Source organism: Amycolatopsis pittospori, assembly GCF_013870525.1.
GTDB lineage: Bacteria > Actinomycetota > Actinomycetes > Mycobacteriales > Pseudonocardiaceae > Amycolatopsis > Amycolatopsis pittospori.
On record NZ_JACBXD010000021.1, the window covers coordinates 15326 to 36202 of the forward strand.

A 20877-nucleotide genomic window follows, 5' to 3' on the forward strand; every position below is an offset into this window, starting at 1 on the left:
CTCCAGCGGTGGGAACACCGATTATCCGGAGGTTCGACCTCGCCCGGGGCCGCTTCGGTGCCGCGTTGCCGAACCGTTGCGGGGGTGGCGGTACTTCTCCCGCCAACCTGCCGCATTCAGTCCTCTGAATGCGTGGGCGCCTGTTCGCGCCTGCCGTTGAACAGCACATCCAGAGGACTGAATGCGCTGTCGCTAGGCGCCCGGGCCCCGGCCGGACCAGGTCCACGCGTAGCGGTGGTCCTCGGAAGCGTCCGCGGCCTCACCGAGGTCCAGCGGCGCGAAGGTGTCCACCATGACCGCGGTCTCGTCGAAGAACTGGGCCCCGATCGAAGCCTCCGCCGCGCCGGGCTGCGGCCCGTGGGTGAAGCCGGACGGGTGCAGCGAGAGCGAGCCGACCTCGATCCCGGAGCCCTTCCGCGCCTCGTAGTTGCCGCGGACGTAGAACATCAGCTCGTCGGAGTCGACGTTCGCGTGGTTGTACGGCACCGGGATCGACTCGGGGTGGTAGTCGACCTTGCGCGGGCAGAACGAGCAGACCACGAAGTTGGGGCCTTCGAACGTCTGGTGCACGGGCGGCGGCTGGTGCACGCGGCCGGTGATCGGTTCGAAGTCGTCGATGTTGAACACCCACGGGTACAGGCAGCCGTCCCAGCCGACGACGTCGAACGGGTGGGTCGCGTAGGTGTAGCGCGTCAGACCCGCACGGTGCCGCACGAGGACCTCGACGTCGGTGCCGTCGACGACCAGCGGCTCCGACGGGCCGCGGATGTCGCGCTCGCAGTACGGCGAGTGCTCCAGGAACTGGCCCTTCGCCGACAGGTAGCGCTTCGGCGGGCCGATGTGGCCGCGGGCCTCGATGGTCAGCAGTTTGACACCGTCGTCGTGCGGGAGCACGCGATAGGTGCACGACGTCGGGATGACGAGGTAGTCGCCGTCGCCGATCTCCAGGGAGCCGTAGATCGTCTCGACGGTCGCGCTGCCGCCCTGGACGTAGAAGAGCTCGTCGCCCGCCGCGTTGCGGTACAGCGGCGAAGGACGCGTCGCGTGGACGAAGCCGATGGTGACGTCGGCGTTGCCGAACAGCCGGCGGCGATCGGTGACCGCGTCGGCGTCGCCGAACTTGAGGTCGTGGGTCTTGAAGGCGCGGGGCTTGAGCGGGTGGTTCGGGGTGATCGGGCCGCGCTCGTCCTCGATCGCGACGGCGTCGACGATCGCGGTGGGCAGGCCGCGGTGGTACAGCAGGGCCGAGTCCGCCGAGAAGCCCTCGACACCCATCAGTTCCTCGGCGTACAGGCCCCCGTCGGGCTTGCGGAACGCCGTGTGGCGCTTGTGCGGGATCTCGCCTACCTGCCGGTAGTAAGGCATCGGAATCTCCCCGGAACGTGTCCGTTGTGCGAACGATTTTGTCCTGATGTCGTACGCTACTAGCGTGTCAGTCGTGTCAAGCGCTGTGGAACTCACGCCACCCGGCCCCCGAGGAATCCCTCCCCTGTTCGCGCGGCTCGTCGACGACTCGGCGTTGTTCCCGCCCGGTGAGGCGTCCATGCCCGAAGCGCTGCGTGCGCACTTCGCGTCGAGGGCCGGTGAACACTCCGGCGTCCTCGGTGTGTTCCTGTGCCAGGCGTCCAGGCTGCCCGAGCTCATCACCGAACTCATCAAGATCAAGCCGAAGGAACCGCTGCCGCTGTCGCTGATCATCGACACCGGTCTCGGCGGGGTCCCGAAGGCGATCTCGATCGTCGAGTCGCGCAGCGAGATCCTCGCGCTGCGGATGGTGGAGATGCCGGCGCCGTCGGACGTCGACGAGGTCTGGCTGGAGCGGGTCTCCGAATTCGTGCCGGAAGACGTCATCCGGGTGGTCGAGCCGCGGCGCGGCGTCGGCTGGCTGGACGGCGTGCGGAAGGTGATCGAGCACGGCAGCTGGCCGAAGATCCGCTGCGGCGGCAAGGCGGGCGAGAACTTCCCGAGCGTCGACGAGGTCGCCGACTTCCTCTCGGTGGTCAGCGGCTCGACGGGGGCGTCGTTCAAGGCGACGAACAGCCTGCACCGCGCCGTCCGGCACACCGACGAGATCTCCGGCTTCACCCATCACGGGTTCCTGAACCTCATCGTCGCGTCCGCGCGGTGTCTTTCGGGCGGTGACGTGCGCGCCGCGCTCGAGTCGACCGACAGCGCCGCACTCGCCGCCGAGGCCAAGGGGATGTCCGAACAGGCCGCGAAGGCGGTCCGAGGGCTCTTCGCGTCCTACGCCGCAGCCTCGTTCGACGAACCCGTCGCCGATCTCGGGGAGCTAGAGCTCTTGTGACCCGCGAAGGGTCGCTGACCCTGGATCGAGGGCTGGCGCTGCTGCAAGCGGTGGCGGACGCCGGTGGCGAAGCGGCGACGATCTCCGAACTCGCCGTGGCCATCGGCGCGAGCCGGGCCGCCGTCTACCGGCTGCTCGTCCCGCTGTCCGAACGGGGGCTCGTCTGGCGCGACGGGAACAAGGTACGGCTCGGTGTCGGCCTGCTCCGGCTCGCGGGGCAGGTCCTCCCTCAGTTGCGGGAGGCGGCCCGGCCGGTCCTGCGCGAGCTCGCGGAGAAGGTCGGCGCGACGGCGCATCTGTCCGTCGTCCAGGGGGACCAGGCGCAGGCCGTCGCGGTCGTCGAACCTTCGTGGACGAGCTTCCACGTCGCCTACCGCGTCGGCACGCGCCATCCGTTGTCCGCCGGCGCGGCGGGTAAGGCGATGACGCTGCGCCCTGGCGGCGACGGCTGGGTGACCTCCACCGGCGAACTCGAGGCGGGCGCGTCCGGGGTCGCCGCGCCCGTGCGGGGCGTGCCGGGGCTGCGCGCCAGCCTCGGCGTCGTGTCCCTGGAGCCGCTGGACGCCTCCGTCGTGGGGCCCGCGGTCGTCGGAGCGGCTCAGCGCCTGGCCGAAGTGCTCAAGCAGCCGGAGTAGCGCCTCAGCGGTTGCTGAGCAGCGGGCGCACCATGGTCGCCAGCAGCGTGAGGTCGACCGCGAACAGCAGCCGCTCGAACAGGCCGAGCGTGACCTCCTGATGCGAGGGACCCGTGAGCATCGTCCAGACGAACCCGCCGAGCACGATCACGACGGCGGCGAAACTGGCGATCGAAAGCCGCCGGATCGTCGTGCGGCGCGGCTCCCACGGGCAGCGCGCGCGGCCTGGGCGGGTCAGCACCCAGGCGGCGGCGGGAAGCGCGAGGAACGCCGTCAGCGCGGCGTAGTTGTGGATCTGCCCGGCCAGCGAACGGGCCTCGCCCTCGGGGTCGACGGGGACGAGCGCGAGGACGAACAGCCCCGCGCACCACACGCCGAGCAGGACGAGCACCGACCCGTAGCCGCTGTGGTGCGCCTTCGCGATCCCGCCGAGCAGGGCCAGCGAACCGAGCCCCAGTGCCAGGCACATCGCGCCGAACAGCGGGGCGGCGGTCGAACCGGGCGAGAGGTAGCCGTAGACGTACTCGGACAGCGTCTGCCAGATCGGGCTGACCTGACTGGACAGCCGTAGGTGCAGGTCGATCGAGATCGCGACGGCGACGGCCATGCCGAAGACCGCGAGCCTGCCGTGCACGGGGGAGACGGCACGGGCGGCGAGGATCTTCGGGGAGGTCACGACCGGCTACTCCAGGCTCGTCGGGGGCGAGTCAAAGCAGTGGGCAAGGTGAGTGTTCACCTTGCCCACACGTTTTCGTTCCCGAAAGGTTACCTGGCGAACCTGTGAAAACCCCGTGCGCCTCAGAAGGCCAGCTGGGCCAGTGCGAACAGGGAGAAACCGGCGAAGACGAACCCGGCCACGCGCTGGATGAGCTTGGGGCGGATCCGGCTACGGACCTTCGCGCCGATGAAGACGGCGAGCCCGGCGACGGCGACCAGTGCGACGAAGGAGCCGAGAGCGACCGCGAACGGGTTGCCGAAGCGCGCCGTGAGGCTGGCCGTCGCGAGCTGGGAGGCGTCGCCCCACTCGGCGGCGAACAGCACGCCGAACGAGGTCAACGCGGAGCGGAAGAAGGTCGCGGGGCCGGGTCCGGAACGCGACGCGTCCTCGCCGCCGTCCTTGGTGGGGCTGAACCCTTCGCGAAGGAGCATGTACGCACCGATACCGAACATCACGGCGACGATCGTGGTGACCAGCGCTTCCGGCAGCAAAGTGAGCACGCTGCCGAATGTGGCGGCGATCGCGCATTGCACGGCGAACGCCGCGGTGACCCCGACGAATACCGGCCAGGCGCGGAAACGGGTGGTGAGAACGAGGGTGGCGACGAGCGTCTTGTCCGGCAGTTCCACGGCGAGGACCAGGCCGAACGCACTGATCAGAGCCAACATCGAACCTGACATGATGATTCTTCACCCCTTTCACTGCAACGATAAAGGGGTGATTCAGAAAAGGGCAAGCTGATGGCTTTTCCGAATCGGGCGGCAGGTCCGGGCGAATTGTATTTCTTGGCGGGGCGGAAAGGAGGTTTCGGCAAACCGAATTCTTTTCTTCCGTTCCACTGATAGCGTGCGGACATGGACGAGAGAGCGCGGATCGACGACGTGTGCAGGCGGTTGCGAGACCACTACGTCTTCCCTGACGTCGCCGAGAAACTGGCGGTGTTCTTGCAGGCGAGGCTGGGCGAAGGCGCGTACGCCGGGCTCGACGACAAGGCGCTCGCCGAAGCGGTGACCCGGGACCTGCAATCGGTCAACGGGGACAAACACCTGCGGCTGCGGTTCCACATCGACCCGCTGCCCGAGGTGGACGGCGAGTCCTTCGATCCCGAGGTGTACCGGCGCGAGGCCGAACTGAACGGCTTCGGCATCGCGTCGGCGCGACGGCTGTCCGGGAACGTCGGCTACCTGGAGACGAAGCTGCTCTACGGGCCGGACATCTCCGGGGAGGTCTTGGCGGCGGCGATGACGCTGCTCGCGACCGCGGACGCGTTGCTGATCGACGTCCGGGAGAACCGGGGCGGCGACCCGACGGCGGTGGCCATGCTGATCAGCTACCTGGTCGGCGAGCCGACCCACTACAACAGTATCTATCTGCGCGACGGCGACGTGACCAACCAGTTCTGGACACTGCCGCACGTGCCGGGACGCAAGTTCGGGGCGGACAAGCCGGTGTGGGTACTGACCGGCCCGACGACCTTCTCCGGCGCCGAGGACCTGAGCTATTCGCTCCAGCAGCTGGGGCGGGCGAAGACGGTCGGCGCGGTGACCGGCGGCGGCGCGAATCCGCGTAAGCAGTTCAAAGTGGACACCCATCTGGATGTCACCGTCCCGGGCGGACGGGCCGTGAACCCGGTCACGGGGACCAACTGGGAAGGCGTCGGCGTGCGGCCGGATATCCCTGTAGCCGTCGAGGACGCGTTCGGCACCGCTTACGCGTTGGCCCTGGAACACGTGCTGACACTGGGGGATTCGGGCGTGCGGCGGCAGATCGCCGACGAGGCGCGGCTCGCGCTCGCCGACCTCGGCTGAGCCCGGGCGAGGGACCTACGTCCCGGCGAGATCGGGACCACTTGAACTGGCGGGCCCACCTCGGGTTGAGCAGGCTTGAGGCGTGGAGGTTCTCGATCTCGCTCGGTGGCAGTTCGGCATAACCACCGTCTATCACTTCCTGATGGTCCCGCTGACCATCGGGCTTTCGGTCCTGGTCGCCGGGATGCAGACGGCGTGGGTCCGGACAGGTGACCGCCGCTATCTGAAGATGACCAAGTTCTGGGGGAAACTCCTGCTGGTCAACTTCGCGATGGGCGTCGTCACCGGAATCGTGCAGGAGTTCCAGTTCGGGATGAACTGGAGCGCGTACTCGCGGTTCGTCGGAGACGTGTTCGGCGCGCCTCTGGCGATGGAAGGGCTCGTCGCGTTCTTCGTCGAGTCCACCTTCCTGGGGCTGTGGATCTTCGGCTGGGACAAGCTGCCGAAGAGGGTCCACCTGGCGTGCGCCTGGGCGTACTCCCTGGCGACCGTGGCGTCCGCGTACTTCATCCTGGCCGCGAACTCGTGGATGCAGCATCCGGTCGGGGTCGAGTTCGTCGACGGGAAGCCGACGATGAACTCGATCTGGGCGGTGCTGACGAACAACACCGCGCTCGCCGCGATCCCGCATACGATCGCGGGTGCCTTCTCGGTGGCGGCGGCGTTCCTGGTCGGCGTGGCCGGCTGGCAGTTGTGGCGCAAGCGTTCCGAGGACGACGAGCACCGCGCGGTGTGGCGTTCTTCGCTGCGGCTCGGCGGCTGGGTCGGCGTGGTGTCGTTCGCGGTGCTGGCGATCACCGGTGACGTCCAGGGCAAGCTGATGTTCGAGCAGCAGCCGATGAAGATGGCGTCGGCGGAAGCGTTGTGCCATACGGAGAAACCGGCGAGCTTCTCGATCATCGCGATCGGGGACGTCCGGGGCGCGAACTGCGAGGACGTCAAGACGTTCACCGTGCCCGCGCTGCTGTCGTTCTTGGCGCACAACGATTTCTCGACCGAGGTCAAGGGCGTCGAGAACCTGGTGACCGAGTACCAGGCGAAATACGGGACGAACTACCCGGACGACCCGCAGCTCGGTTCGCTCGCGGGCAAGCCGATCGACTACGTGCCCAACCTGCCGGTGACCTACTGGGGTTTCCGGGCGATGATCGGCTTCGGTGCGATTTCGGCCGGGATCGGGCTCCTCGCGCTGTGGCTGACACGGCGCGGACGGATCCCCGGGCAGCGATGGTTCCCGTGGCTCGTGCTCGGCGGGATCGCGACGCCGTTCATCGCCAACAGCGCCGGCTGGATCTTCACCGAGATGGGCCGTCAGCCGTTCGTGGTGGTGCCGAACCCCACCGGTGTCGACGGAGTGTGGATGTTCACCGCCCAGGCGGTCTCGAAGTTGTCCACAGGCGAGGTGTGGACGTCGCTGATCGCTCTGACGACCGTTTACGCGGTGCTCGGCGTCGTGGAGGTCTACCTCGTGCGCAAGTACGTCCGCGGTGGCGTCGACGCCGTCATGCCACCTACGAAACCATCCTCTACCAGCAAGAACGACGACCAGGAAGGCGGTGACAGCGATGACGAGGCACTCGCTTTCGCCTACTGATCGCCTCTCGACGTCACCAGCCCAGCCCCCCGCCCTTCCCGGGGGACGGCCCCGCACCCAGCGTATCGGGGGTATCGCTCGGGAGGGTTACCCACAGCCAATCTGTGGACAACTTGGCCGGTTGTGGATAACTCAGGGCTACCGGGTGCGGGGAGGCCGATCCGGTCGCCTCTGCGTGGTACGGGCGGGTTGCGAAAGCCACTTTCGCAACGTTCAAGGTTGCCAAAGTGGCTTTCGCAACGTCCGGGAGCGCCGAGTAGCAGAGCACCGGCCCCAAGCGACCGGGAGCGTCCGATGACCCTCGAAACGATCTGGTTCTGCGTCATCGCCCTCTTCTGGCTCGGGTATCTCTTCCTCGAGGGCTTCGACTTCGGCGTCGGCATGCTCATGCCGGTCCTCGCGAAGGACAACACCGAACGCCGCGTCATGGTCAACACGATCGGCCCGGTCTGGGACGGCAACGAGGTCTGGCTGATCGTCGCGGGCGGCGCGATGTTCGCCGCGTTCCCCGGTTGGTACGCGTCGCTGTTCTCGGCCGCGTACCTGCCGCTCCTGGTCGTCCTGCTCGCCCTCATCGGCCGCGGCGTCGCGTTCGAGTACCGCGGCAAGGTCGACACCGACCGCTGGCGCCGCAACTGGGACCGCGTCATCGTCCTCGGTTCGTGGATCCCGCCGTTCGGGGTCGGGCTGCTCCTCGCGACCACCGTCCTCGGCCTGCCGCTGGACGCCGACGGCAACCGTGTCGGCGGCGCGTTCGCCGCGCTCAGTCTCGAAACGCTGCTCGGCGCGGTCGCGGTCGTCGGGTTCTCGCTGGTCCACGGTGCCGCGTTCCTCGCGCTCAAGACCGAAGGCGACCTCCGTCATCGGGCGCGGAAGCTGGCCACGCGCCTGCTCCCGTTCGCGCTGCTGCCGCTGCTCGCGTTCCTCATCGTCGTCCAGCTGCGCTCGGGCGACCTGTGGACGCTGCTGCTGATCGGCGTCGCCGTCGTCGCCGCGACCCTCGCCTGGTTCCGGATCCACGCGGGCCGGGAAGGGCAGGCGTTCGCCGCGCTCGGCGGGGTCATCGCCGCCTCGGCGGTCGCGATCTTCGTCGCGCTCTACCCGAACGTCCTCCCGTCCACTTTGGACCCGGCGAACACGCTGACCATCGCCGGCGAGGCGTCGAGCCCGTACACCCTGACCGTGATGACCTGGGTCGCGCTGTTCGGCGCGCCCGCGGTGCTGATCTACCAGGGCTGGACGTACTGGGTGTTCCGCAAACGCATCGGCACCCGGCACATCCCGCCGGTACACGTGCCATGACCGAACTTCCCGGCCGCGAAACCCTTTCCGCCACGGAGTCTACAATGGACCCAGCGCGACCGGGGAAGGGTCCGCTCGGCGCGCTCGCCCCGCTTTCGGCGGCGGCGCGCCGGGCGTTGATCCTCAGCGGCCTGCTGTCCTTCGTCAACGCCGTATTGCTGGTGGGACAAGCGTTCCTGCTGGCCGACGTCCTCTCCGCGGTCGTCCGCGGAGCGCCGGGGGACCGCACCGCTCAGCTGGCCGTGCTGCTCGCGCTGGTCGCAGGGCGCGCGTGGACCGGCTGGGCGGTGCGGGTCGTCTCCGCCCGGGCAGCGGCCCGCGCGAAAGAGGAACTGCGCGCCAAGGCTCTCGATCACGCCTTGAAACTCGGCCCGGAATGGATCGCCCGTCGCGGCCACGGCGAGCTGACGTCGTTGACCACCAAGGGTCTCGACGCGCTCGACGCCTACTTCACCCAGTACCTGCCGGCGCTGGTGACCGCCGCGATCGTGCCGCTCGCCGCCGGCGCCGCGATCCTGTTCGCGGACTGGCCTTCGGCCGCGCTCATCGTGATCACCGTGCCGCTGGTGCCGCTGTTCGCCATCCTGATCGGCAAGCACACGGCGGAACGCGTCGCGGAAGCCGCCGACGCCGAACACCGGATGTCGGGCCATCTGCTCGAACTCGTCCGCGCGCTGCCGGTGCTCAGCGCGTTCCGCCGCGCCGAGGCGCAGGCCACGACGGTCCGGAAGATCTCCGAGCGCCACCGCCGCGCGACGCTGAAGACCCTGAAGGTCGCGTTCGCGTCGGCGTTCGCCCTGGAACTGATCGCGACGCTTTCGGTCGCGTTGGTGGCGGTCGTCATCGGCGTCCGGCTGGTGTCCGGCGAACTGCCGCTGGCCATCGGGCTCGGCGTGCTCATCCTGGCACCGGAGTGCTACCAACCGCTGCGCGCGGTCGGCGCCGCGTTCCACGCCAGCGAAGACGGCGTCGAGGCCGTCCGCCGCGTCGCGGACGTACTCGCGGAACCCTTGCCCGCCAACGGTTCCGAGACACCGGCCAAGGGTGAGGTCCGCGTCGAAGGACTCCGTGTCGCCCGGAGGGGCGGATTCGCGCCCGACGGCGAGACCTTCGCGGTCCGGCCGGGCGAACTGAGCTGGCTGCGCGCGCCCAGTGGCGGCGGCAAGTCGACGACTCTCGCCGCCTTGCTCGGCTTCGTACAGGCGCATGACGGGTCGATCCGAATCGGCGGCACCAGCCTCGCCGACGCCGATCTCGACCGCTGGCGCGAGAACGTCGCGTGGGTGCCGCAGTCGCCCGTGTTCGGCGGGGGAACGGTCCGCGAGGAGGTCGGCGCCGACGACGTCCTCGACGAACTCGGCCTGGCCGGTCTGGCCGGGCGTCCGGTTTCGAAGCTGTCGCGGGGACAACGGCAGCGTGTCGCGGTCGCGCGGGCGCTGGTGCGGGTCCGGTCGGGAGCGTGGCTGCTCCTGCTCGACGAGCCCACGGCCCACCTCGACGAAGCCAGCGCCGGACTCGTCATGGCCGCGATCCGGAAGGCCGTCGACAACGGTGCGGCCGCGATCATCGCCGCACACGAACGTACTTCCGGTGTCGACATGTCGACCGGATCGGCCGGGCGAGCCGTCATGACGGACGAGCAGCCGACGTCCAGGCCGCTGGCCTGGCGCGGGCTGCTGCACCGCCGGTTCTTCGGTGGCGCCCTGCTCGGTGCCGCCGCCCTGCTCGCCGGGGTCGCGCTGACCGCGACGTCCGGCTGGCTGATCGCCAAGGCCTCGCAGCAGCCGCCGATCCTGACCCTGACGGTGATGATCGTCGGCGTGCGGACGTTCGGCCTCGGCCGTGCGGGGCTGCGGTACCTCGAACGGCTGGTCACGCACGACGCCGCGTTCCGGATCGCCGGAAGCCTGCGGGTCCGCCTGTGGGAGTCGCTGGTGCGGCTCGGGCCGGCGCGGGCGCTTCGGGCCGGTGAGGAACAGCGGCGGCTGGTCGGGGACACCGACACGGTGCGCGATCTGCTGCCCCGGGTCGTCACGCCCCTGATCGTGGTCTTCCTGGTGGCCGTGGGTGCCGTCGCGGTCCAGGCCGCCGTGCTACCCGAAGCCGGGCTCGTGCTGGCCGCGGCCGTGGTGGTGAGCGCGTTCGCGCCGCTGCTCGCGCTGCGAGCGGAACGCCGCGCGACGAGTGCGCTGGCCGCCGGACGGCGTTCGGTGTCGGCGCAGGTGCTGAGCCTGTTCGAGGCCGCCGCCGAGCTGATCGCGTTCGGCGCCGACAAGGAGCGACGTCGCCGCATCGCCGCGACCGATACCGCCTTGACCGCCGAAGCGCGGCGACAGGCCTTCGGCGCCGGTGCGGCCGACGCCCTGATCATCCTGGCGACAGGTGCGGCCACCGTCGTGAGCACCGGGTTCGCCATGAGCGCCGTCGCCGCCGGAGCGCTGAACCCGGTCCTCGCGCCGGTGGTCGCGCTGGTCCCGCTCGCGTTGGCGGAGGTCCTCTCCCTTCTTCCGCCTGCCGCACAGCACTGGGACACCCTGCGCCAGGCCCGCCTCCGCCTCGCCGCGTGTGATGAACGGACCGTTCCTCACAAAGACCGTTATGAACGGTCCGTTCATAACACCGGCGGGGTGCGGATCCGGAACGCCGACCTCGGCTGGCCCGGTACGGAACACCCGGTCCTCACGGGCGTCGACCTCGACATCGCGCCCGGCACACACGTCGCCGTCGTCGGCCCGAGCGGCGCCGGGAAGTCGACGCTCGTCGCGGCCTTGCTCGGCTTCCTGAAACCCGGCAAGGGCACCATCGACGTCCCGGAAAACGTCGTCTGGGCGCCGCAGGAGCCGATGCTGGTGTCCACCACGGTCGCCGAAAACCTGCGCCTCGCCAAACCGGCCGCGTCCGAGGCGGACCTGAGGAAAGCCTTGTACCAGGCCGTTCTCGAGGACGTCGAGATCTCCACGATGCTCGACAGCGCGGGCGCCGGACTGTCCGGCGGGCAGGCGCAGCGGGTCGCGCTCGCGCGCGCCATGCTCGGTGCCGCCGAGGCCGATCTCGTCCTGCTCGACGAGCCGACCGCGCACCTCGACGAAGCCCGCGCTCGCACCATCCGCGAACGCCTCGGCGAGGCGCTGGCGGGGAAGACCGTCTTGCACGTCACCCACAACGCCGCCGAGGCCGCCGACGCCGACGTCGTCCTGGAGGTACGAGAGGGTCGCGTCACAGCGCGAACACGGGCCGGAGCGGGCTAATGTCGGTAGCGCTCATGGATCCCACACTTGCCGCGCGCGCCTTGTCCGCCGCCACCGAGATCACCGGCACCGCCCTGTCCGGGGACGACCCGGGTGACGTGCTGGAGACCGTCGTCGCCCGCGCCGTCGAACTGGCCGAGGCCGACCTCGGTCTCGTCATGGTGCGCTCGGACGACGGCCAGGTGGTCGTCGAGGCCGCGCACGGGGCCACCACACAAGGTCTGCGAGGGCTGGCCTTTTCCGCTGATTCCGCCGCCGGGCAGGTCGCCCGGGGCGGTAAGCCGGTGGTCAGCGAGGACTTCACCGTCGACCCACGGACGGCTCGGTTCGTGCCGACGGAACTGCAGGGCTTCGGCCCCTTCGCGGCTTCGGCGTTCGGAGCGGGCGGGCGCGTTCTCGGCGCGCTGACCGTGTATCGCCGTCACGGCGGGGATCCGTTCTCCGAAAGCACTGTCGAGGTGCTCACCGCCTTCGCGGCGCAGGCCGGTGTCGTCCTCGCCTTGGCCGAAGGCGCCAACGCCCGGCATCGCGTGACGCTCTACCAAGAGCGCGAACGCATCGCGCGCGAACTGCACGACGTCATCGTGCAACGCCTGTACGGCGCCGGGATGCAGCTCGACCGCGTCCGCAAGAACATGCGGAAACGCTTCGCCCAGGCCGACGGCGTCCGGCTGTCCGAGGCGATCGACCAGCTCGACCAGACCATCGAAGAGATCCGCGGCACCGTGCGCGCGCTGCGCAGCCCGGAACCCGCCAACGAGACGGTCACCGCCACCGACCTCGCCGAATCCGCGCGAGGCGAGGTGCGCATCGCGGGCGAACTCCTGGGCTACCCGCCGACCCTCGAACTTTCCGGAGAACTGGCCGACATCCCCGCCGAACAGGCGGACCACATCCGTGCCGCGCTCCGCGAAGCACTGTCCAATGTGGTCAGACACTCGGGAGCGAGCGAGACCCGCGTGACGCTCAGCCGCGACGTCGAGGGTGTCAAACTTCGCGTGCGGGACAACGGATCCGGCGTCCCGCAGGGCGTCGCCAAACGCGGTCTCCGCCACCTCGACGAACGCGCGACGACCTCCGGTGGGCGGTTCTCGATCAATTCGTCGCCGAGCCTGGGGACTTTGGTCGCTTTCGACGTCCCACTCGATTGATTCGTGTGAAATTCACCAGCACCGTCGCTCGTTAGAGTGACGTTTCTCGTTTTCCGATTAATCCGTAACGAATGCGGCCGGTGCGCGACATCTAGTGCATCTAACGCGCTCGGAGCGCGAATTCCCATCGAAAGGACTTCCCATGTCCTCGGTTCGTCGCGCCCTCGGCACGGCCGTGATCCTCGCCGGATTCTCCTTGTTCGGCCCCGCTTCCGTCGCGTTCGCGCTGTCCGAAGCGCCCGCGATCGCCGATCTGAACTGCAAGCGTGACTTCAAGTACCAGGAAGACGCCCAGGCGGTTCTCGATCAAGACCGATCCGATCCGCATAACCTCGATGATGATGACGACGGAGTCGCCTGTGAAACGCTGCCGAAGCGCGGAACGGTCCCGACGACGACCCCGACGAAAACGATCACTCCCACTCTTCCGCCCATCACCACGGAAACGAAACCGGTGCCGAGCAGTGCGCGCTTCGTCGACAAGGACTGTGCCGATTTCCCCTCTCAGGCCGCCGCGCAGGCCGAGCTCAAGAGGAACGCGAGTGACCCGCACAGGCTCGACGGTGACAACGACGGTTATGCCTGCGAGTCCCACTTCGGTGAGCCTTCGGGATCCGGCCAGGTGAAGGTCAAGCCCGTCGGCGGCGTCGCGACCGGTGGCGGCGAAACCACCGAAGCCAACGGCGGACTGCTGGAGGTCGGCGCGGTCGCGCTGACCGGCACGGCCCTGTTGGCCGGGGCGGCGGCCGGTTTGACCCTCGTCCTCCGGCGGCGTGCCGAGCGATGACCGAGGCTTCTTGGCGCCGGTGGCCGTTCCCGCTGGTCATCGGCACTCTCATCGGGGTGGTGCTCGCGGTCGCGCTGACCGCTTGCGCCGGTCCGTCGGCGGGTCAGGCGGCGCCGTCCGCCCGGCCCACCACGGTTTCTTCGGCCGCGGTGGTCCCCTCGTCCGCCGCGGCCGCTCCGCTCGGGCCGGCGAAACCGGGGACGCTCGAAATCCCCGCGATCGGGGTGCGCACCGGCGAGATCGTCGACCTCGGCCTGGCGGGCGACGGCAGCCTGCAGGTGCCGGACGACGCGATCACCACCGGCTGGTTCACCGGTGGCCCGGCGCCCGGCGAGATCGGGCCCGCCGTGCTCGCGGGACACGTCGACTACAAGAAGGTCCCCGGGATCTTCGTCCGCCTCAAGGAACTCAAGACCGGTGACGAGGCCATCGTCCATCGCAAGGACGGCGTGACCGCGGTGTTCACCGTGTACGCCGTCGAGCGGCATGCGAAGGCGTCCTTCCCGACGGAGAAGGTCTACGGCGACACGACCGGGCCGGAACTCCGCCTGATCACCTGTGGCGGCGACTTCGACTCCTCGACCGGCAACTACCTCGACAACGTCATCGCCTACGCGAAGCTGACCCGCGCCTAGATTCGAGGGATGCGCACCGTCTACGTCGTCACGCATCCGCAGGCCACGCACCACGTCGATCACCTCGTGGGCGGATGGTTCGATTCCGAACTCACCCCCGAAGGCGAGCTGGCCGCCGTCGCCATCGCGGCTTCTCTCCACGCGAAGGTGCCGTCGGACGTCGAGCTGTACTCCTCGGATCTGCGCCGCACCGCGCGGACGGCGGAGGTCATCGGCGAACGGCTCGGCGTCGAGCCGGTGCTGGATCGACGGCTGCGCGAGAAGTCGTACGGCGAGGCCGGGGGCAAGCCGCAGGAATGGCTGGACCAGCGGTTCGTCCCGCCGCCCGCGACCGGCGAGCGGCTGGGGCACGACGAGGGGATCCCCGGCGCCGAAACCAAGGGTGCGATGGGCGCGCGGGTCTACGCGGCGATGGATTCGATCCTGCGAAGCCGCTGCGAACACCAGATCGTCGTGACGCACGGCGGCGCGCTCACGTTCGTCGTCGCGGCATGGATCCGGATGCCGCTGGAAGCAGCCGGTTACGTCGACTTCCGCGGTTCACCCGGCAGCATCACGGTGCTCCGTGAGGACGACTACTTTCACAACCGGCAGGTCGTGACCCTCGCCGGAAAATGACAGGATCTCCCCGAACTGTCGACGATGATGTGGGGAGATGACATGCCGAGGTTCCTGCGAGCCGTGGCCCTTGCCGCCGCGGTGGCGGTCGTTCCGATCGCCCTGCCCGCGACGTCGATGGCCTCGACCGAGTCGCGCTGCCCGCAGCTACGGCTGGCCGACGACTGGTACGGCGACAACGCCGCGAAGATCCAGAAGGTCATCGACGAACGCGGCAGCTGCGGCGCGAAGCACGGCGAGCGGCCGGTGGCGGTGTTCGACTGGGACAACACCGTCATCAAGAACGACATCTCCGATCAGACCGTGTTCTGGATGATCGCGCACGACAAGGTCCTGCAGCCGCGGAACAAGGACTGGCGGACGACCAGCCGGTTCATGACCGCCGCCGGCGCGAACGCGCTGAGCAAGGCGTGCGGTACCGCGACCCCGGCCGGGAAACCGCTTCCGACCAGCAAGAACATCGCCTGCGCCGACGAGCTCCTCTCCGTGCGGAAGAACGCGAAGACGAGCACTGGTGAGGAGGTCTTCGCCGGGAACGACAAGCGGTACATGGAAGCGGCCTACGCCTGGGTCGCGCAGATCAACGCGGGCTACCGTCCCGACGAGGTCCGCGCGATCGCCCGGCAGGCCAGGGCGGCGGCGCTGCTGGCGCCGATCGGCGCGACCCAGAAGGTCGGATCGAGCACCCAGGTCGCGTGGATCCGCTACTACCCGCAGATCAAGGACCTGATCGCGACGCTGACCAAGGCGGGCTTCTCCACCTGGGTCGTTTCGGCCTCGCCCAAGGAGTTCGCGGACGTCTGGGGTTCCGCGGTCGGCATCCCGCCGAGCCGCACCCTCGGGATCTACTCGCAGACCACGAACGGCCGGATCAACGGGCACCTCGAAGGCTGCGGCGGGCACGCCGACGGCGCCGACGAGATCATGACCTACATCGACGGCAAACGCTGCTTCATCAACGAGCGGATCCTCGGGATCCGCGGCGCGAAGGCGATGGAGGCGGCACCGGCGGCCAAACGGCAGGCGCTCGCCGGCGGCGACGCGACCACCGACGTCACCATGCTGCGCGACGCCACCGGGGTCCGCGTCACGCTCAACCGCAACAAGGACGAGCTGATGTGCCGCGCCTACGACAACGCGGACGGCAAATGGGCGGTCAACCCGATGTTCATCGAGCCCTTCCCGGCGTTGAACCGCACCTACCCGTGCTCGACGACGGCGTACGAGAACGCCGACGGCACGCATGGCCCGGTGCTTCGCGACGACGGCACGGTCATCCCGGATCAGAAGGACACCGTGCACCCCTGAGGCGCTAGCGGTCGCGGCGTGCGATCCACGCCGCGGCCTGCGTGCGCCGCTGCATACCCAGTTTCGCGAGGACGGACGTCACGTAGTTCTTCACCGTCTTCTCGGCGAGGAACAGGCGTTCCGCGATCTCGCGGTTCGACATGCCCTGCCCGATCAGGTCCAGCACCTCGCGCTCGCGTTCGGTGAGGGAGCCGAGTTCGTCCTCGGGCGGATGCCGCAGTTTGTCCAGCACCCGCGCAGTCGACAGCGGGTCGAGCAGCGACCGGCCCGCCGCCACCTCGCGGACCGCGTTGACGACGTCCTGCCCGCGGACCTGTTTCAGCAGGTACCCGGCGGCGCCCGCCATGATCGCGCCGACCATGGCCTCCTCGTCGTCGAACGCGGTCAGCATCAGGCACTGCGGCGGATTCGGCTTCGACCGCAGTTCGCGGCAGAGCGAGATGCCGTCCCCGTCGCCGAGCCGCACGTCGACCACGGCGACGTCCGGTTCGACGTGCATCGCCACGGCCAGGGCCTCGTCGACCCCGCTCGCCTCGGCGACGACCTCGATGTCGGGCTCGTCGGTGAGGAGGTCGCGCAGACCGCGCCTCACCACCTCGTGGTCGTCGATGAGCAGCACCTGGATCGGCATACCCCCACGTTACTTCGTCGCCTTGGCGACCACCCGCTCCAGCAGGGGAGACGGCAGGTCGGCCCGCTCGCCCAGCCAGCGCGCCCACTTCGGTAACAGGGCGAGCGCCGCGGGATCCCGCCAGTCGCCGATCACTTCCTGGTAGTAGCCGATCCGGCCGGGGGAGGCGCAGAACCGGGTGTCCGGAACCAGGCCGTCCATCCATTCGGACGCCAGATCTTCCACGAGTTCGGGATCCGGCTCGTTGCCGAAGCGCTCGATGTGCCACGCGGCGAACGGGGTGGCCATTTCTGCCGGATCTGCGTCGCCGAAGAACACCTGGTGCGGCGGGAGCGGGAGGTTCCGCTTCTTCAGCGCTGTATCGAGATCCTCGAAGCGACGCTGCGCTCGATACCAGTTGTCCAATGCGTCGCCTGACTCGAAGCCGATGACATCGAAGTCGCAGCTGACCAGGCCGGTCAGTCGTCCGGTGTCGGTCACCGCCTTCGGCTCCGCGTCACCGGCTTCGTCGCCGAGCTTCGTCCGCCACGCTTCGACGGCTTGCCCGACGTCGTCGTGGACACTGCCGCCCGCCAGGACCGGGATTCCGGACAGATCGACGTCGAAGAGGTACACACCGGGGTAGGTGTACGTCGCGATGACCGCGAGGCGGGTGCCGTAGACGTCGCGCATCTCCCGGACGTCACCGGTCGCCTCGATGTTCGCGAGGGACCGTGGCCATTCCGACAGACTCTCGGACTCGATGCGGGCGATCGTGGACCGCAGCATGGCCACCACGCCGGGCGCCGCGATCGCGAGCAGGCCGTGAAACAGCCGCCACAGAGACTCCGTCGGCTCGGCCTTCGCCTTGGCGGCCATCTCGGCGACCAGGGCGGCGAAGAACAGGTCGAAGTCGAGGCCGTGGTTCTCGTCGTCGATGGCGCGCTTCAGTGTGGACCCGAGTAATTCACAGGTCGCCTGCTCGAGATCGCGAGCCGTCTCGCAGGCCATGAGACCACCGACGTCGCGCAAGACCTCCTCGATGCCCTCTTCGAACCAGTCCGGGAGGGGCACCGGTTCGGTGGCGAGCGGAGACTTCGGTTTCGTCGCTTGCTTCTTGTTCTTCTTGGCTTTCTTCGTCTTCCGGCCACGGGAAACAGGGGACATGACCGCAAAGCGTAGAACGTCCGCTCAGGAGGCGGCCCAGTAAACCGCCTTGGCCACCTGCGTATACAAGCCCTTCGGGTGATCGCGGAACAGCGGCTCGGTGCCGAACAGCACGACCCGTCCGCCGAGCCCCGAGGTACCGGAGACGACGGCCGCCTGGCCCGCCGCCTGCAGCGGTCCGCCGGTGCCGTCCTCACGCGTCCGCCAATGCCCCGCGACCAACGGATTCCCGCTCGCGTAGCGCTGCTCGACGTTGACCGAGGAGCCGAGATCGGCGAACCAGAACGGGCCGTAGACGAACGAGTCCGGCAGGGCGCCGGTCCCGACCGGACCGGTTCCGTTGACGACCGAGACGACGCCGTTGCCGTCCTCCCAGCCCGCGACCGGACGCGCTTCGAGAAGTCCCGCGTCAGTGTTGAAACGCGCGCCTGTCGCACCTCGGGTCACTACGCCGCCACGAGCGAGGAAGGCACGCAACGCATCCCTCGCGGCTGGGGTGAGGTCGGTGTAGCGAAGGCCCGATGACACGAACAACAGGTCCACACGGGACCAGTCGAAGCCCGCGTTGAGCACCGCCGCCGAAACCGGCCGGACGTCGAAGCCCATGTCGCGCAACGCCTTCAGCTCGTCCGGTCCGACAGCGCCCGCGATCGTCTTACGGCTCAACGGCGTCGACGTTCCCCGCGCTTCGGTGAACCGGACGCCGTAGCGGTCGGCCACCTCGGCGGCGGCCGGGCGCGCCGACGCGGGGACGACGACCGAGCCGTCGGCCGCGCGTCCCAGGGCGAAGCCGCGGTTCAGCAGGTCGTTGGCGGCGCTGACGTCCTTGCCGTCGACGAGCTTCAGCGCGAGGTCGCGGCCGGGCGCGGCGTCGATGCCGCCGGTGGGCGACGCGGCGGCGACGTCGTGCGTGCGGACGTCGAGCCTGCTCTGCTTGACGATGTCGACCGACGCGCCCCACAGCAGACGGTGGCTCCAGCCGGAGATGTCGTACATGACCGGCACCTTCGACGAGATGTCGCTGCCCTGCTCAAGCATCACGTTCGCCAGGCCGCGTTTCGGCTGGTGCATGTCCACCAGGTACGAACCGGCCGGATACCGGCGCCCGGCCAGCGAGAACGCGCGATCCGCCTGGCGGACACGGACGTCGTTGGCCACCAGGTGATCGACGAGCCGCGAAGCCGCGACGGCCGATCGCTGGCCGTCACCGGCGGGGATGACGTACGCGCGCGGGAATTCGGTGCGGTAGCGGTCTTCCGGGCCGAACCCGGGGACGAAGCCGTCGGGGATCTCGCGCTGCGCCTCGCCCGCGGTGCCGCGGCGGAACATCTCGATCTGATTCGCGATCAGCTCGCCGCGATTGCGGTCGACGTAGTTCAGTGTGCTGCCGATGGTGGCCTCGACGACCTCGGTGTTGATCACCGAACGCCGCTGGAGCTCCGGCACCGGCTGCGTTTCGTAGTCCGCGTTGTTGACCCGCATCGGGATCTCGATCGTGAAGGACACCGCGCCGTGGTACATCGCGTACTGGGCGGTGTAGATCGGCGCCCAGCCGTCCCAGCTGCCCGGGTCGTAGTCGCGGAAGGGGATCTCCGGCTTCGCCGTCTCCGGCCTCCCGAGCGCCTTGACCGCCTGCTCCATGCCGAGACCGTTGGCGTATCCGTGCTTGATGTAGAGGTCGAAGTCGTAGTTCTGGCCGTGCGGCGGCGTGGTCGGCTCGATGAGCGTGTTCTCGACGTAGCCGTGTTCGTCCAGCATCATCAGCGGCTGCTTGCCGATGGCGATCCCGCGCATGGCCTTCACTTCCGGCTGCGACGCGGTGACGAAGTCGCGGTTGGGGTCGAAGCCCAGCGACGTCTGCCGTGTACCGGCGACGCGACCGTCCGGATTGGCCGTCACGTTGAAGTAGAAGCGATTGCGCTTCAGCAGGTCGGCCGTCTTGGGATCGTTCGACGTCGCCAGCTTCTCGATGACGCGCAGCGCGCCGTCGGTCCCTTCCCATTCGTTGCCGTGGATGTTGTTGTTGATCCACACCGGCGCCTTGTAGCCGTGGCGCAGGAACGGGTCACGCGCGGCGCGGGCCGGGTCGTTCTCGATCTGCGACCGCCACGCGTCCTGCCGTCGCGTCTCGAAAGGACTCTCCGGCGCCGTCAGCGTCACCAGATAGAGGTCACGGCCCAGCCCGGACTGCCCGGCGATCTCGACCGAGATCCGATTGCTCCGCGCCTGCAGCGCGTTCAGCTTCGGCGCGATCGAGTGGTACGGCGCGAGCCCGAGCTTGATCGACTTGTCGGCCGTGTTCTCCGGGTACACACGCAGCTTGGTCTTGCGCGGATAGCCGGAGTGGTCGCCCGCGACGTTCTCGCCGGCCGCGGCCCGCGCGGCGCTCATCGGCGGGTCGGTCGCGGCGACGTCGTTGCGCTCCGGACCGTTGCCGGGATCCCGGTGCGGCGCCGTCGGGGCCGTCGGTGGTGGCGCCGCGTAGGCGGGCGCGGCGACCGCGCTCAGGGAAAGCATCAAGGCCAGGACCACGGTGCGAGCCGAACGCGACAAGTGCCACCTCCAGGGACGTCGGCACAGTGTTTCGGCTCGCCAAAGACGTCACAAGACCCGAAAGGCGGCTAATCGGGCGCCGGGAAGCGGTGCTCGTTCCGGTCGATCTTCGCGTTGGCGGCCTCGACGAGGTCGACGCCGAGGCTGTTCGCCAGCTGAAGGAGATACAGCGTCACGTCGGCGATTTCGTCGACGACGTTGTGCGCCAGTTCGGGGTCGGAACGCCACTTCGCCGACTCCTCCGGAGTGAGCCATTGGAACAGCGAAGTCAGCTCGCCGACTTCGCCGGACAATGCCATGACCAGGTTTTTCGGGGTGTGGAACGGTTCCCAGGACCGGGCCGCGGCGAAGTCGCGGAGGCGCTGGTTGAGGTCGTCGAGAGTCACGTGCCGTGCCTACCAGATCGTCACGGTGCGCTAACGGCCGTATGGCGGACGA

18 protein-coding genes are annotated in these 20877 nt (G+C 69.0%); 11 read left to right on the plus strand and 7 right to left on the minus strand.

Features of this window, described 5'->3' with window-relative positions; all coding sequences use genetic code 11:
- Positions 1-192: 192 nt before the first annotated feature.
- Entirely contained in the window at positions 193-1365 is a 1173-nt protein-coding gene (locus H5J31_RS14395; RefSeq protein ID WP_181773055.1) for a homogentisate 1,2-dioxygenase, read from the minus strand.
- A gap of 85 nt (positions 1366-1450) precedes the next feature.
- On the opposite strand from H5J31_RS14395, the gene H5J31_RS14400 reads away from it, so the two are divergent.
- On the plus strand, positions 1451-2305 hold the full coding sequence (locus tag H5J31_RS14400; protein ID WP_328701488.1) for a hypothetical protein: 855 nt from the start codon (positions 1451-1453) through the stop codon (positions 2303-2305).
- Complete coding sequence (locus H5J31_RS14405) at positions 2302-2940, plus strand: IclR family transcriptional regulator (protein WP_181773056.1); 639 nt, start codon at positions 2302-2304, stop codon at positions 2938-2940. Before H5J31_RS14400 ends, H5J31_RS14405 begins: the two co-directional genes overlap by 4 nt.
- Positions 2941-2944: 4 nt before the next feature.
- Here H5J31_RS14405 and H5J31_RS14410 read toward each other — a convergent pair whose 3' ends face one another.
- Together H5J31_RS14410 and H5J31_RS14415 are read right to left on the minus strand one after the other, a co-directional pair.
- Complete coding sequence (locus H5J31_RS14410; protein WP_181773057.1) at positions 2945-3616, minus strand: DUF998 domain-containing protein; 672 nt, start codon at positions 3614-3616, stop codon at positions 2945-2947.
- 122 nt (positions 3617-3738) lie between these two features.
- Complete coding sequence (locus H5J31_RS14415) at positions 3739-4326, minus strand: TMEM165/GDT1 family protein (RefSeq protein ID WP_181773058.1); 588 nt, start codon at positions 4324-4326, stop codon at positions 3739-3741.
- A 186-nt stretch (positions 4327-4512) separates the two neighbouring features.
- Here H5J31_RS14415 and H5J31_RS14420 point away from each other — a divergent pair, with 186 nt between their 5' ends.
- The 9 genes from H5J31_RS14420 (at position 4513) to H5J31_RS14460 (ending at position 16109) form a co-directional block, all read left to right on the plus strand.
- On the plus strand, positions 4513-5466 hold the full coding sequence (locus H5J31_RS14420; RefSeq protein WP_181773059.1) for a S41 family peptidase: 954 nt from the start codon (positions 4513-4515) through the stop codon (positions 5464-5466).
- Positions 5467-5548: 82 nt separating this feature from the next.
- Complete coding sequence (locus tag H5J31_RS14425) at positions 5549-7060, plus strand: cytochrome ubiquinol oxidase subunit I (protein WP_181773060.1); 1512 nt, start codon at positions 5549-5551, stop codon at positions 7058-7060.
- Positions 7061-7354: 294 nt separating this feature from the next.
- Complete coding sequence (gene cydB / locus H5J31_RS14430) at positions 7355-8362, plus strand: cytochrome d ubiquinol oxidase subunit II (RefSeq protein WP_181773061.1); 1008 nt, start codon at positions 7355-7357, stop codon at positions 8360-8362.
- A 44-nt stretch (positions 8363-8406) separates the two neighbouring features.
- The gene (gene cydD / locus H5J31_RS14435) at positions 8407-11610 is read left to right on the plus strand and encodes a thiol reductant ABC exporter subunit CydD (protein ID WP_236005069.1); all 3204 of its coding nucleotides are present in this window, start codon (positions 8407-8409) and stop codon (positions 11608-11610) included.
- A gap of 14 nt (positions 11611-11624) precedes the next feature.
- Complete coding sequence (locus tag H5J31_RS14440) at positions 11625-12761, plus strand: GAF domain-containing sensor histidine kinase (RefSeq protein ID WP_181773063.1); 1137 nt, start codon at positions 11625-11627, stop codon at positions 12759-12761.
- Positions 12762-12903: 142 nt separating this feature from the next.
- Positions 12904-13548: an excalibur calcium-binding domain-containing protein gene (locus tag H5J31_RS14445; protein ID WP_181773064.1), complete on the plus strand. Its 645-nt coding sequence runs from the start codon at positions 12904-12906 to the stop codon at positions 13546-13548.
- Positions 13545-14183 carry a class F sortase gene (locus H5J31_RS14450; protein ID WP_181773065.1) on the plus strand — a complete coding sequence of 213 codons (639 nt, stop codon included), beginning with the start codon at positions 13545-13547 and terminating at the stop codon, positions 14181-14183. Before H5J31_RS14445 ends, H5J31_RS14450 begins: the two co-directional genes overlap by 4 nt.
- Positions 14184-14192: 9 nt before the next feature.
- Entirely contained in the window at positions 14193-14801 is a 609-nt protein-coding gene (locus tag H5J31_RS14455; RefSeq protein ID WP_181773066.1) for a histidine phosphatase family protein, read from the plus strand.
- A gap of 42 nt (positions 14802-14843) precedes the next feature.
- Positions 14844-16109 (plus strand): HAD family hydrolase, encoded by a 1266-nt coding sequence (locus H5J31_RS14460; protein WP_181773067.1) that lies wholly within the window; start codon positions 14844-14846, stop codon positions 16107-16109.
- Positions 16110-16113: 4 nt separating this feature from the next.
- Here the strand turns inward: H5J31_RS14460 and H5J31_RS14465 are convergent, their stop codons facing one another.
- The 4 genes from H5J31_RS14465 to H5J31_RS14480 all read right to left on the minus strand — a co-directional run bounded on the left by H5J31_RS14465 (position 16114) and on the right by H5J31_RS14480 (position 20825).
- On the minus strand, positions 16114-16740 hold the full coding sequence (locus H5J31_RS14465; RefSeq protein WP_181773068.1) for a response regulator: 627 nt from the start codon (positions 16738-16740) through the stop codon (positions 16114-16116).
- 9 nt (positions 16741-16749) lie between these two features.
- Positions 16750-17886, minus strand: coding sequence for a hypothetical protein (locus H5J31_RS14470; RefSeq protein WP_181773069.1), 1137 nt, complete (start codon positions 17884-17886; stop codon positions 16750-16752).
- A 24-nt stretch (positions 17887-17910) separates the two neighbouring features.
- Positions 17911-20418: a M14 family zinc carboxypeptidase gene (locus H5J31_RS14475; protein WP_328701484.1), complete on the minus strand. Its 2508-nt coding sequence runs from the start codon at positions 20416-20418 to the stop codon at positions 17911-17913.
- 89 nt (positions 20419-20507) lie between these two features.
- Entirely contained in the window at positions 20508-20825 is a 318-nt protein-coding gene (locus tag H5J31_RS14480) for a nucleotide pyrophosphohydrolase (RefSeq protein WP_181773070.1), read from the minus strand.
- Positions 20826-20877 lie beyond the last annotated feature (52 nt).